This is a genomic window from Prevotella marseillensis (genome assembly GCF_900625065.1).
Lineage (GTDB): Bacteria > Bacteroidota > Bacteroidia > Bacteroidales > Bacteroidaceae > Prevotella > Prevotella rara.
Genome location: NZ_UYXY01000001.1, coordinates 979,696 through 993,407 on the forward strand (window position 1 = coordinate 979,696; position 13,712 = coordinate 993,407).

A 13,712-nucleotide genomic window follows, 5' to 3' on the forward strand; every position below is an offset into this window, starting at 1 on the left:
CATGGAAAATTCAATGTTAGAGTCTTTGGTAAGCTTCATGCTGCCATCCAATATATTATCTCGTTTTACAATAGTAAAAGTAGAAAGTAATGCAGAAACGTTATTTATTCATTTGGATGAAATCGCTTCCGCAGATTATGTCAATGAACCGAATATAGAATCCAAAGGATTTCTTGCCCCTGTTACCGTCCGTGACTTTCCGATCCGTGACAAGGCTGTAGACCTGATTGTGAGACGTCGCAGGTGGAAAGACCTCCGTACGGGCAAATGCTTTACGGCTCCCTATGATGATGTCAAGGAAGAAGGAACCCGCTACTCGAAAGAGTTTGCGGCTTTTTTAAAAGATATGTATGGAGAGGAGTCCTACGACCTCCCGTTCGCTTGATTTCTATTATCACATCAATGGGGACACTTTCGAGAAGCAATACAAGGAAGTGCTGAGTGGTTACCGGGAGTGGAAAGACAGGGAGCATGCTGCGGAATGGCTGGTATTTCCGGAAAACACAGGTCCCCGTCTCTGTATAGATGAAATCTCCATCAGCGACGGAGAGCTTTACACCATTGTGTCCAATCCGGATGCCCGGGGAAAGAAAGGAAGCCTGGTCGCTATAATCAATGGCGTCAAATCAGAGTATATTATTAACATACTGAGGCGTAATATTCCCTTTTCAAAGCGTTTAAAGGTAAATGAAATAACTTTGGATATGTCCAACAGTATGGGGAAGATTGCCCGATGCTGTTTCCCTAAGGCCATCCGGACCATAGACCGTTTCCATATTCAACAAATGGCTTTCGAGGCCGTGCAGGAACTGCGTATTGCCCATCGTTGGGAAGCAATACGTCAGGAAGCGGATGACATGAAGAAAGCCAGATTTTGTGGAGAGGCATATTCTCCATTTATTTTTTCGAATGGAGACTCTTTAAGACAGCTATTAGTACGCTCTCGCTATTTACTTTTCAAATCTCCCGAGAAATGGACACAAAGACAAAAAGAGAGGGCGGAAATTCTTTTTGCCCAGTATCCGGATCTGCAGGAAGCTTATTCTCTGTCACATTCCTTACGGATGATTTTCTCAAGGAATATTCACAAGGATGCCGCCAGATTGTCTCTGGCAAAATGGTATGACTGGGCCGACAGGTCCGGATTCAAAAGCTTTCAGGCTATAATTTCTACCTTGACAGAACACCATGACGGAGTCCTGAACTTCTTCGTGAACCGCTCTACCAATGCTTTTGCCGAATGCTTTAATGCCAAAATCAAACAGTTCAGAGCATTGCTCCGAGGAGTTATTGACATACCATTCTTCCTCTTTAGGCTGACTAAAATTTATGCGTAATATTTTCTTTCCCCACTATTTATCGGGTGAGCCTATTTAAATTATCTGATATTAACAACCTTCTACTTATAGTGTGTATTGAAAATAAAAAGCCTAAGAATTTATTATATTCTTAGGCTTTTTATTCTTTTAGTATACTGCTAATTTAGTCGGGGCGACAGGATTCGAACCTGCGACCACCTGGTCCCAAACCAGGCGCGCTACCGGACTGCGCTACACCCCGTAACCAAATCTTTAAATTTGCGATGCAAAGGTACTACTTTTTTTTAAAACATGCAAATTTTACAGCATTTATTTAATTATATTTTGCTCAACAAAGATTTTTTTCAGTGCTTGAACACCTTTCTCTACTTGTTCCACAGTATGGGTTGCCATTAATGCAAATCTAACAAGTGTATCTTGTGGTGCGCATGCAGGAGGGATAACAGGGTTTATAAATACGCCTGCATCAAAAGCCAATTTAGTAACGAGGAAGGTCTTATCTACATCTCTAACATAAAGAGGTATAATAGGACTTTCTGTGTCTCCTATTTCAAAACCTTCTTCACGGAAGCGTTTTAATGCATACTTTGTAACTGTCCAAAGGTTTTCAATACGCTCAGGTTCTTTGCGTATGATGTGCAGGGCTTCCATTGCAGCAGCTGTAGCAGCAGGGGTATTGGATGCGCTGAATATATAAGTTCTGCATGTGTGGCGCAAATAGTTTATGGTATCTTTATCACCGGCAATAAAACCTCCTATGCTGGCGAGGCTTTTAGAGAAAGTACCCATGATAAGATCAACGTCATCAATTACGCCAAAATGGTCGCATACGCCTCTTCCTTCTTTTCCGAAGACTCCTAGCCCATGCGCTTCGTCTACCATTAGAGAAGCATTATATTTTTTCTTTAAACGAACAATTTCAGGTAAATTTGCAAGATCACCTTCCATTGAGAAGACGCCATCAACGACAATAAGTTTTATTGACTCGGGTTTGCATTTTTGGAGTTGTTTTTCCAAGTCTTCCATATCGTTGTGCTTATATTTTAAGCAAGTTGCGAATGAAAGACGTCGTCCGTCAACAATACTTGCATGATCGCGGTCATCGCAAATGATATAATCTTCACGTCCACAAACAACGGAGAGTACACCGGCATTTACAGAGAAACCTGTAGAAAAGCATAATGCTTCGTCTTTATGCTCAAATTCAGCAAGTTCCTTTTCGAGTTGTACATGTATGTCAAGTGTTCCATTCAAGAAACGGCTTCCTGCACAACCACTTCCATATTTGTCTAATGCATCTTTTGCTGCGGCCTCAACACGCGGGTCACCAGTTAATCCAGTGTAAGCATTAGAACCGAACATAAGCACTTCATGTCCGGCCATTTGAACCTCAGTGCCTTGTTTGCCTGTTATTTCACGGAAGTAAGGGTAAACACCAGCTTCCATGAACCTTTGTGGTTCACGGTAATTTTTGTATCTTTCTTGTAATAGTCCCATATTATAAATAGGTGTAGATTTTCTACATTGTTTTGATTAGGCTGCAAAGATACAAAAAAATGTGTAAATCATAAGAAAAAAAATAGAAAAGTGTTTTTTTTGCAAAAATATTATAAGTAATAAAAATGGTTTGTACTAAAATATTATTATTTTTGCAAGACGATGGCAGGAAAGAAAAAGATAATATTTGTTGTGAACCCGATATCTGGAACGACAAGAAAATCGGGTATCTGTAAACTTATTGAGAATAATCTCGATAAGGAATATTATGATTTCTCAATAGTTGAAACCCAATACAGCGGGCATGCTTCTGAGATATCCAGAGAAGCCAAAGATAGAGGGGTTGATGTTGTTGTTGCTGTTGGAGGTGATGGGACAATAAATGAAGTGGCGCGTTCAATTGTTAATTCGGATACGGCATTAGGTATTATTCCGTGTGGTTCAGGAAATGGATTGGCTAGGCATTTAATGATACCGATGGATATGCATAAGGCTCTTGAGGTAATTAATAAGCATACGGTGCATGACTTGGATTATGGTATTATTAACGGAATACCATTTTTCTGTACATGTGGTATGGGGTTTGATGCTTTTATTAGTATGAAGTTTGCCGAGTCAGGAAAGCGCGGTCCTGTTTCATACCTGGAGAATATTTTGCGGGAAGGATTAAAGTATAAACCGGAAACTTACGAGATAGAGGATGAAAACGGAAAAACTAAATATAGGGCTTTTCTTGTTTCATGTGCCAATGCATCCCAATATGGAAATAATGCATATATAGCACCACAGGCATCCATGAGTGACGGATTGCTTGATGTTATAATAATGGAACCTTTTGATATGATTGATGCACCGCAGATTAGTATAGATATGTTTAATAAAACTTTAGATCGGAATGCAAGGATAAAAACATTCCGTACTAGGCATATCTTGGTTCATCGTCAAAAGGAAGGATATATACACTATGATGGCGATCCTGTTATGGCAGGGGCTGATGTGGATATATCCGTTGTCAATAAGGGTATAAAGGTTATAATTAATCCTTTGGCTGATAAAGCAAAAAGGCAGCCAAACATGGTGCAAAATGCCTTCAGTGATTTTTTTAACGATATAAGTAATATGCGTACAGACATTGGCCGTCAAGGACGCCATATTCATATTTTGAATAAAATATTACTTAAACGCTTAAATAATCTGTGACTTCTTATAAGTTTGGACGCTTGCTATTTTATGTTTAGGCGTATGATCCTTATTCCTGTCATTGTCTTTTGCTTTTGCAGGTAATTGTATAAAGTCATAGGTTCTTCAACAACTTTGTGGTGCAGGCTAGATGCGTTAAGCATGTGCAGCCCGTCTTTATGCCATATGGCAAATCCGATGTGTTGAATATCCAGTCCTTTTAGACTTGTTGTGGTAGCAATGATGTCACCATCTTGAATTGTTCTTCTGACAGTGTTAGTGTTCTTAACCTCCGTCTTGGGAATGTATTTGTATGTTTTCTGATTAATGTTCTGTTCTGTTTTTCTTATTGTGGGGATATACTTAGGATTTTCCTTCAGCATCTTATATTTAGAGGGATTTTCAGACATGTAAAATACATTTATTCTTTGGGTATTGGTGAAAGGCGGTGCAGGGCTTTGTATTTCCTTACAAATTCCTTTCTTTGTATTGTTCTCTATCCAATCCGTGAAATAGTGAAGTCTTTGTGTGTAATGAGGTCGTGAGTCGTCCCTGTATCTTATTTTTTTAAGATTGTCACAGAAACTTTTAAATGTGTATTTCTTTTCACTCATGCACATTGAAAGGGCTACGACATTTTCAACATAGGTGGTGCAGTCTAGTTGCCTCAAATTGATAACTAATTTTTCTTTCTTGTTTATCTCTAGTGTGTGTGCTACATAGGGAATACCTTTAAGCTTCCGGGCAAAATATATTATATAGTTGGTGCTTTCCGGTTGTTTTTTCGCGTCGTTTAATAATTTAATAACGCGAATGCTGTCAGATGGTTTGTAGTCAACCTCATAAGCATAGGTTGTTACGTATGACAAAAAAGCAATGAATAATAAAAATAATTTCTTCATATTATTTCCTTCCTATATTTATTCCAAAATAAAAGTTTAATGAACCGAAAACATTATTAGTGGAGAATTGGCTTTTTCTATAATTATATGAGTGAAGAATTGTACTTGCTCCGGCATAAAATTTTGTATTGTTCCATACTATTCCGAATCTTCCAACTCCATCGATATTTACATCTCCAAATTTAAAGTCTCTAAGTGAGAATTCCGATTTATAGTGTAGGTCGCCAGTAGATCTTTTGTATGCTAATGCAACTGACAGTGATGCTGCAAAAAGCCAATTACGTGCAAAAACCCAATTGTATGCGTATCCGCCTGAAATTGAATATGATGTGTAACGTACTTTGTTAAACATTAATCCGGAATCAAGCTTTACGTTCTGGTATTTGTCGCTAATGTTGTTTTCCACAACATTTTTAAGCTTCTCATAATCCAAATCAAGCTTGTGAGTGGTATATCCTATGCCAAGCAACGGAGAGCCGCAGCTGCGTTTCTGGCATGTACTTTGGCTGAAAGCCGCTGGATATGAAAATTTTTTGTGGTTGAATATGTAGTATAAGTCAAAACCTTTAATTCCAACGGTAAGTCCGGAAAATGGAATTCCTTTTAATGTATGGCTGTTAAGGCCGTTTCCTAGGTATGCTTCGCGTATCTTATAGTCGTTGCCCGTTTGTCTATAATACAGATCGATTCCAAACATAGAGCTGTAAAGGCTTAGTTCGAACTCTTTCTTATTGTTGTCGTTGCTGATATGGCCTATGTCAAACGTATACCCAAGAAATATCCATCTCCATCCAACATAAGGTCCGATTCTGATTGTTGGTTCAGGAGCAAATGTGATGTACTGACCTGATTTGCTTTCAAGTCTATATATCTCATATGTATTGGTGTTTTGCAGCATTATTGTATAATTATAATGTTGCGGTTCTATATAGTTTGTGTCTATTTCATTGAAGTCTTTAAATATCTTTGTGAATACCTTTCCTATTCGTCTGAATATTGTGTTTTTCTTTTCGGTTTTTATCGTGTCGTTGGTTGAATAAGCCAATGACACGGCAGAAACCAAAAATAAACTCAAAATCAGACGTTTCATATTCATAAATTTAGAATTTTCCTAATATGCGGTCCATGACCCAATTGACAGGAGTCGCTGATACACTTGTGCATGAGCACGCTCCGAATCCTTGCAGGTCTTCAACAACTGCTTTAATTATTGGCAGCTGAACGTATGGGGGATTTTCTACTGTTATGTATTTTTCGTCATCGTTTGTGACAAGATGGATCGGGTCGTAGTTGTATACAGAAAAGCTCAGCTTTCCCTTACTTCCAACAATATCGATTCTGTCTTCTTTTGCAGATTGGTGGCCAACGAAGCACCATGAGCCACTTCCTGGAACACCGCTTTCAAACCTGAAGCATGCACTTATGCTGTCTTCTGTCTGATAAAGTCCGGCGCGGTTGGCACATATACCTTCAGCTTCTGTTATTACTCCAAACAGATCCTGCATCAAGTCAAGCTGGTGTGGAGCCAAGTCGTAGAAATAGCCACCTCCGGCTATATCCGGTTGTAATCTCCATGGGAGTTTTTCTTTTGAAGAATAATCTAAATCACGCGGAGGACAAGAAAAACGTATTTGCACGTTCATTATCTCACCAATAGTTTTGCTTGTTATGATTTCTTTGACGCGTTTGAAATATGGAAGATACCTTCTGTAGTAGGCGACGAAACATGGAATCCCGGTCTGCTCGCTGACCCTGTTGATTCTTACGCAGTCGTCATAATTAGCAGCCAGAGGCTTTTCTACGTATACAGGTTTTCCTGCTCTCATTGCCATTATTGCGTATGTGGCATGGCTTGAGGGGGGAGTGGCAATATAAATGGCGTTAACGTCAGGGTCGTCGATAAGCTCTTGTGCATCTGTATACCATTTGCTTATTTTATGTCGCTCTGCGTATGAGCGCGCCTTCTTCTCATTGCGGCTCATTACGGCAATCACTTTTGAGCCTTCTATTTCGTTAAAGGCCGGGCCTGATTTTTTTTCAGTAACCTCTCCGCAACCAATAAATCCCCATTTTAACAGTTTCATATTCTTGATGTTAACGATTTTTATTGTGGAAGTATTCTTTTCTTAGTAAACGTTTGGAGCCGCATGCTTTTTATTTATCTTAAAAAGATAATACATTAAGGAGCTTGTTTGACAAACTCTATTTGTTATGCAACTTATCTTCTGCAAAGTTAGCAATTTTTATTGATAATACCATTTCATAATATCCGGAATATTATTACCTTTGCATTAATTAATTAAAAATGAAATGAACAATCTTAAGCAAGAGTTTTTAAATAAGAGCCGTAGTTATACGGCTTGTATCTCTGCATCTCATAGGATGCTGTTTGACAATATACGTGCTATATTCAGACATACATGGTTATACACTTTGCTTTTGGCCATGTCAATAGCTTTGTTATCTATTTTTTATACGAGGGCTTTGACGGATGGTGGCTATACACATCCTTCATACACTCTATTAATGGTCTCTGCTGTCTTGGTCGCTTTTTTTCATGTGGGATATGTCTCGCGTATATTTATGCTTCTTGGCCATCAGTCGATGAAGTGGAATTTAGTTAGATGTATCAGACTCCTTGGTGTGTACTTGTGTATAATGGCTATAGTTTCTGTGGTACAATGGGGGCTTGTTTATCTGGTTATAGGAACTGGTCCGTTTGTCCCTCTTGACAAAATGCCTGTAATTGCATGCGTTATCATTGGAGTTTCATTGTTCTTTTCATGTGTCTTGCTTCCGTATGTTTACGTATTTGTTAAATATTTGATGGAGCCTGATAGTAAATTGAGCAAGATCTTATTAAAGGCATACAAGGTGGGATGGCGTTATTGGGGATTTATATTTATCACACTTTTATTGGCTGCTTTATGTGCTGCCGTTTGCATGTTCTTTGTTTCTATTCCAATGCTTATAATTTCTATGGCTAATACATTGTCGGCAATTGGTGTAGGATATATGGGCGATCCTTCTGGCTTGCCTTCTTATTTTAGTGTATTGCAATATGTTGTTGTGGCTCTGTCGTCATTTATATGCCTTTATGTTTATGTTTTTGTGATTTTCGTATGTTATTTTATGTATGGAAGCATAGAAACTCGTGAGAAAGAGCGAAAAGAATTCTTGAAGATAAAATAATGAGCTTACAAATTTAAGTTTTTGCGTCAGTACATTTTGTAACTATTATAGCTTATATAGTGTCTGTTTGTCAGATTCTGCGTTTCGCGGAAATCTGGCAAATAAGCATAACATTCTAGTTGATTTGTTGTACTTATGGTACTTTTTCGTTGTGTGTTGAGTGTCTTATATCGTAAAATATAGATAAAAGCAGTTGTTTGTGTAGCAAAATACATTGATTTGTAATGTAAAACACATTGTTTTTCATTGCAAATCATGATGTTTTATGGCGTAAAATGTGTCTTTTTATTTGGTATTTTATATGTTGAAGGTGCTTGATTTTTAAATGTTAATCTGTAACTTGCTGAATTATAACGTATTACGTGTTGTGCATGATTTTGTGGCTTTTTAGATTGTATTTTTATTATTTGTGTTTATCTCTTTATTTTGTGGCATTCTTGAAAATCAGGATGATACTTTTTCCTTGTCTTTTGTGATATTTTGATAACGTAATCCGGAATGCTCTGTATGTGATATAAATAAGGTTTTGTCTTTTATCGTAAATGACGTATAGAATGGTAATGTTTAATTTGTATTATTTTATCGACTGACAGATAATGAATGCTTTGTTAATTAAAAGGTGTTGGCTTATATTGTTATTAAGGCTTATTAGAATTAGAACCTATATAAAACAAAAATTGATTGTCTCACGACAACCAATCTTTTATTAACCTTAATAATCTAATACCATGAAAAACACGATGCAAAGGTATTCTAATTATTTCTTTTCTCCAAATATAATCTCTAAAAGAAATGGTTTTCTAACATTTTTTAAAGTTTTGACCATCCCATTTAAAAGAAATTTTCTTTATTATCGCATTTATTTCGTTATTGTTGTCTTTTTGAATAAATGGAATACTCAAGTTAAATGTTATACAGTTTGATTTTTCGTCCCATTGTGCAGCAAGCATAACAGGTTCTATGCAATTATATAGATTTTTAAATTTGTCTTCCGGCATTGAGTCTGGTTTTTGTGTGAACATACTTAAAATGGTATCTTCATCATTATCGACGGGAAGTCCAAATGTTGAGTTTATTGCTTGCCATTCTGTTGAATAGAATTTTACTGTGCTTTCTTTGAGCGGACTTTTAATTGTCTTGATTACGCATAGTATTTGCGTAGAGTCGTTTCCACGCAGAAGCTTGAGCTGCATTTCTGTAGTCTTATTCATGTTGATTTTTGCATAATCAAAGCTAATGGTGTCAATTGAAGTTGCCCCGTTAAAAGTGTTCTTTACTTTTACAGAATCTTTAGAACCTGTAAATTTTAATAATTCTTCTTTCTGATCGTTTGTGATATAAGGTAAAATTTCATCAGGAATGTTACCTATAACTTCTTTAATTGATATTTGGCCCATAATGTTGGTTGTGCAACAAAGCAGGGAAATGAGTAATGCAAATATTTTCATTTTATTCTTATTGATTGAAAGGGTGAATATACTATTGTCTTTTGCAAATAGTGGCCGGCATTTTTTGCCACTATCTTGTATGTTTTTATTGGTTTATTTAAACTTGATATCATGCAATAGATGTATAGAGGAAGCCAATGATATCTTTATCGGTTGTCCAAATAGGTGATGTTGTAATTTATTTAATCTGTTTTGTTCTATAGCTTCTTTTTCTATTGTATTCATGTGTCTGTATTAAATGAGATAATTTTGTTTTTAGTCTGCAATATTACACTTTTATTTTGATATTCGCAATAAAAACTCAGAAAAATACTTTTACTGTAATTTTTATAGCGTTTTTCCTTTCAAATACAATGCTTTAGTGGCACTTTGAGTGTTATACTAAAATTATTAGGATATAATGGTTGATAATTCGGAGTTTTTTAATACTTTTGCAAGTCGAAAGGGTGCATCATTAAAACATTGTAATACAAGAGATGATACCTACTGCAATATAATTGCTTCACTGTTGTGCAAAAACAGAATTGGATGCAGGTCCATAATAAAGCAGAATGTTGTCAGAACAATTTATAAGGACACTTCGTGGAATTTTGTCTTTAAAAGGCGTGATTTGGGAAATGTCTTTGTTAGAGCTGTAAAAGCATATTGAACGGGATGTCCTGACATGTCTTGGAGGCTGTTGTTGATGTTATAAACCGTAAGGATGATCGTTTGATACATGAAGATTCTGATATGTTGTGTTATCTGCTTATGTTGTTTGCGTACAAGGGTTTGAGGATAAAGGTGTTGTAGAGAAGCTACAGGATGTAATGGTCCTGAATGGCATAAACATTAAAATATTAAAAATATAGATTATGTATATTGATTATAAAAATGTAAATATATATCAAGATGATGTATGTGTGCTTGGCAATGTGAATTTTCATGTTGATGAAGGTGAGTTTATTTATATCATCGGAAATGTAGGTACAGGAAAAAGCAGCTTGCTTAAAACTTTGTATTGTGAGCTTGATATTGATGAAGGAGATAATGCAACAATCCTTGGACGAGACCTATTTAAAATTAAACGTAAAGAAGTACCGGCTTTGCGAAAGGAACTAGGAATAATATTTCAGGATTTTCAATTGTTGCATGACAGAAATGTTTATAAGAATCTATGCTTTGTATTGAAATCAACGGGCTGGAAAAATAAAAAGGAAATAGATGAGCGCATTGATGAAGTGCTGGATGCTGTTGGTATGTCAGAAAAGAAAACAAAAATGCCTTATGAACTTTCTGGAGGAGAGCAACAACGAATAGCTATTGCTCGCGCAATATTAAATAAACCGAAAATAATTATTGCAGATGAACCGACCGGTAATCTTGATCCTGAAACAGCGGATAATATTGTAAATTTGCTGAAGCAGATAAGTCAGACCGGGACGGCTGTAGTAATGTCAACACACAACATCTTGATGCTTGATAAGTATCCTGGTATCGTTTACCAGTGTAAGGAAGGTAAAATTAACGACATAACTAATATATATAACAAAAGTCTTTTTGATGAAGAAGACTAATATAAAATAAAAATATAAAAAAAGATACGATTATGATAGTAATGAAGTTTGGTGGCACATCAGTTGGCTCGCCTGAGCGCATGAAGCATGTTGCCTCATTGATTACAAATAGTGGAAAACCAGTTTTTGTCGTTTTGTCTGCAATGTCAGGTACGACAAATTCTTTGATTGAAATATCTGATTATTTATATAAGAAGAATCCGGAGGGCGCAAATGATGTTATAAATCGTTTGGAAAAAGCATATATGAAACATGTAGAAGAACTTTATTCTACAGAGAAATGGAAGAATGAAACAAAAATATTCCTCCAAAATGAATTTAATTATTTACGTTCTTTTACAAAAGATCTTTTCACTAGTTTTGAAGAAAAAAGCATTGTTGCTCAAGGTGAGATAATGAGTACCAATATGGTAACCAATTACTTAAAAGAGTGTGGCTACAATGCTGTTTTGCTTTCTGCGTTGGATTTCATGCGTACTGATAAAAATTCAGAACCAGATTCTTCATACATTAAAGATAAATTACAGAATTTGTTGGAGCAGAATCCTGGCCAACAGGTTTATATTACACAGGGATTTATCTGTCGCAATGCTTACGGAGAAATAGATAATCTGCTTCGTGGAGGCAGTGATTATACTGCATCATTGGCAGGAGCTGCTATAAATGCAGATGAGATACAAATATGGACAGATATAGACGGTATGCATAATAACGACCCGCGTGTGGTTGATAAAACTGAAGCTGTTCGCCAGTTACATTTTGAGGAAGCTGCGGAACTTGCATATTTCGGTGCAAAAATATTACATCCGACATGTGTGCAGCCGGCAAAGTATGCAGGTATTCCTGTGCGTTTGTTGAATACAATGGACCCTGCTGCACCGGGAACGATTATAAATAATGAAACTGTAACAGGTAAAATTAAGGCTATTGCTGCTAAAGATAATATTGTGGCAATTAAGATAAAGAGTAGCCGTATGCTACTTGCTACAGGATTCCTTCGTAAGGTCTTTGAGATTTTTGAGAGTTATCAGACGGCAATAGATATGATAACAACAAGTGAGGTCGGTGTTTCTATGAGCATTGATAACGATGCGCATCTTAATGATATCGTTGCAGAATTAAAGAAATATGGAACTGTAACAGTTGACCGCGATATGTGTATAATATGTGTTGTCGGTGATTTGGATTGGAGTAATGTCGGCTTTGAGACATTTGCTACAGATGCGATGAAGAATATTCCTGTAAGAATGATTTCTTATGGAGGAAGTAATTACAATATATCTTTCTTGGTAAAAGAATCTGATAAGAAACGAGCTTTACAAAGTTTGAGTGATACATTGTTTAATAAAAGTGAAAATTGAAAATGAAGGGTGTTTTTCCAATTGAAAAATTAAAAAAGACGGATACGCCATTTTATTACTATGATACAGATTTGTTGCGTGAAACTTTAAATACGATAAATAAAGAGGCCGGCAAATATGAAAATTTTTGTGTGCATTATGCAATAAAAGCAAATGCTAACCCAAAGGTTTTAAATATAATATGTCAGGCCGGATTGGGAGCTGACTGTGTTAGTGGAGGTGAAATATTAGCGTCACTTAATGCAGGCTTTCCTTCAAATAAAATTGTATTTGCAGGAGTAGGGAAGAATGACAAAGAAATAAAACTCGGTTTAGAAAAAAATATTTTTTGCTTTAATGTAGAGAGTATACCTGAACTGGAAGTGATTAATTGTCTTGCAGAAAACTGCGGTAAGGTCGCTTCTGTAGCATTGCGTATCAACCCTGATGTTGGAGCACATACACATGCTAACATAACGACAGGACTTGCTGAAAATAAGTTTGGAATTGCGATGTCGGATATGGAGAATGTTATTGCTAGAATCTCACATATGAAGAACGTGAGATTCATGGGATTGCATTTCCATATAGGTTCACAAATCCTTGATATGGGCGATTTTGTGGCATTATGTAATCGTATTAACGAGATTCAAGTTAAATTGGAGGCTCATCATATTAATGTTGAGATGATAAATGTTGGTGGCGGACTTGGTATTGATTACCAACATCCAAACCGTGTTTCAATACCGGATTTTAAATCATATTTTGAAACGTATGCAAAACATCTTAAACTCCGTAAGGGGCAGAGTCTTCATTTTGAACTTGGGCGTTCTGTTGTTGGTCAATGTGGATCTTTAATAACGAAGGTGTTATATGTAAAAGAGGGTACAGCTAAGAAGTTTGTAATAGTTGATGCCGGGATGACAGACCTTATACGACCGGCTTTATATCATGCATATCATAAGATTGAAAACATTAGTAATGATGGATGTATAAATACTTATGATGTTGTAGGCCCAATATGTGAGTCTAGTGATGTTTTTGCTAAATCAATAGATTTGGACGAATGCCATCGTAATGATATAATTGCTATACGTTCCGCTGGTGCCTATGGTGAAATTATGGCATCTCAATATAATTGTCGTTCTTTGCCAATTGGCTATATTAAGGAAGATATATTGTAATTAAAAAATAGAATTGAATAATGCTAATTTTAGACAATATAACAATCGTTATTTGTATAATTTTGGTGATTTCTGCACTCTGTTCTTCTTTATTT

General features: G+C 36.3%; 12 protein-coding genes and 1 tRNA gene. 7 read left to right on the forward strand and 6 right to left on the reverse strand.

Annotated elements, in window-relative coordinates:
• Window position 1 precedes the first annotated feature (1 nt).
• Together EJL04_RS04085 and EJL04_RS04090 are read left to right on the forward strand one after the other, a co-directional pair.
• Window positions 2-385, forward strand: coding sequence for an ISAon1 family transposase N-terminal region protein (locus EJL04_RS04085; protein WP_125104139.1), 384 nt, complete (start codon window positions 2-4; stop codon window positions 383-385).
• The gene (locus tag EJL04_RS04090; RefSeq protein ID WP_125104140.1) at window positions 351-1,337 is read left to right on the forward strand and encodes an ISAon1 family transposase; all 987 of its coding nucleotides are present in this window, start codon (window positions 351-353) and stop codon (window positions 1,335-1,337) included. The genes EJL04_RS04085 and EJL04_RS04090 overlap by 35 nt, the downstream gene beginning before the upstream one ends.
• Window positions 1,338-1,486: 149 nt before the next feature.
• On the opposite strand, the gene EJL04_RS04095 is transcribed toward EJL04_RS04090, so the two are convergent.
• A tRNA-Pro gene (locus tag EJL04_RS04095) sits at window positions 1,487-1,560 on the reverse strand.
• A gap of 68 nt (window positions 1,561-1,628) precedes the next feature.
• The gene (gene spt, locus EJL04_RS04100; protein ID WP_053398316.1) at window positions 1,629-2,816 is read right to left on the reverse strand and encodes a serine palmitoyltransferase; all 1,188 of its coding nucleotides are present in this window, start codon (window positions 2,814-2,816) and stop codon (window positions 1,629-1,631) included.
• Window positions 2,817-2,978: 162 nt separating this feature from the next.
• On the opposite strand from spt, the gene EJL04_RS04105 reads away from it, so the two are divergent.
• Entirely contained in the window at window positions 2,979-4,016 is a 1,038-nt protein-coding gene (locus tag EJL04_RS04105) for a diacylglycerol/lipid kinase family protein (protein WP_053398317.1), read from the forward strand.
• 23 nt (window positions 4,017-4,039) lie between these two features.
• Here the strand turns inward: EJL04_RS04105 and EJL04_RS04110 are convergent, their stop codons facing one another.
• From EJL04_RS04110 to EJL04_RS04120, 3 genes are read right to left on the reverse strand one after another with little or no spacing between them, the layout of a single operon-like run.
• Window positions 4,040-4,897, reverse strand: a complete 858-nt coding sequence (locus EJL04_RS04110; protein ID WP_125104141.1) for an N-acetylmuramoyl-L-alanine amidase-like domain-containing protein — start codon at window positions 4,895-4,897, stop codon at window positions 4,040-4,042.
• 1 nt (window position 4,898) lies between these two features.
• The gene (locus EJL04_RS04115; RefSeq protein WP_053398319.1) at window positions 4,899-5,987 is read right to left on the reverse strand and encodes a DUF4421 domain-containing protein; all 1,089 of its coding nucleotides are present in this window, start codon (window positions 5,985-5,987) and stop codon (window positions 4,899-4,901) included.
• Window positions 5,988-5,997: 10 nt separating this feature from the next.
• Complete coding sequence (locus EJL04_RS04120; protein ID WP_021854258.1) at window positions 5,998-6,981, reverse strand: Gfo/Idh/MocA family protein; 984 nt, start codon at window positions 6,979-6,981, stop codon at window positions 5,998-6,000.
• A 226-nt stretch (window positions 6,982-7,207) separates the two neighbouring features.
• Between EJL04_RS04120 and EJL04_RS04125 the strand changes: the two genes are divergently transcribed.
• Window positions 7,208-8,089 carry a hypothetical protein gene (locus EJL04_RS04125; protein WP_125104142.1) on the forward strand — a complete coding sequence of 294 codons (882 nt, stop codon included), beginning with the start codon at window positions 7,208-7,210 and terminating at the stop codon, window positions 8,087-8,089.
• Window positions 8,090-8,889: 800 nt separating this feature from the next.
• Here the strand turns inward: EJL04_RS04125 and EJL04_RS04130 are convergent.
• On the reverse strand, window positions 8,890-9,537 hold the full coding sequence (locus EJL04_RS04130; RefSeq protein WP_125104143.1) for a DUF3256 family protein: 648 nt from the start codon (window positions 9,535-9,537) through the stop codon (window positions 8,890-8,892).
• Window positions 9,538-10,391: 854 nt separating this feature from the next.
• Here EJL04_RS04130 and EJL04_RS04135 point away from each other — a divergent pair.
• The 3 genes from EJL04_RS04135 to lysA are packed head-to-tail and all read left to right on the forward strand — an operon-like array spanning window position 10,392 to window position 13,617.
• Window positions 10,392-11,093: a cell division ATP-binding protein FtsE gene (locus tag EJL04_RS04135; protein WP_021854263.1), complete on the forward strand. Its 702-nt coding sequence runs from the start codon at window positions 10,392-10,394 to the stop codon at window positions 11,091-11,093.
• A gap of 32 nt (window positions 11,094-11,125) precedes the next feature.
• Entirely contained in the window at window positions 11,126-12,454 is a 1,329-nt protein-coding gene (locus EJL04_RS04140) for an aspartate kinase (RefSeq protein WP_125104144.1), read from the forward strand.
• A 2-nt stretch (window positions 12,455-12,456) separates the two neighbouring features.
• The gene (gene lysA, locus EJL04_RS04145) at window positions 12,457-13,617 is read left to right on the forward strand and encodes a diaminopimelate decarboxylase (protein ID WP_125104145.1); all 1,161 of its coding nucleotides are present in this window, start codon (window positions 12,457-12,459) and stop codon (window positions 13,615-13,617) included.
• Window positions 13,618-13,712 lie beyond the last annotated feature (95 nt).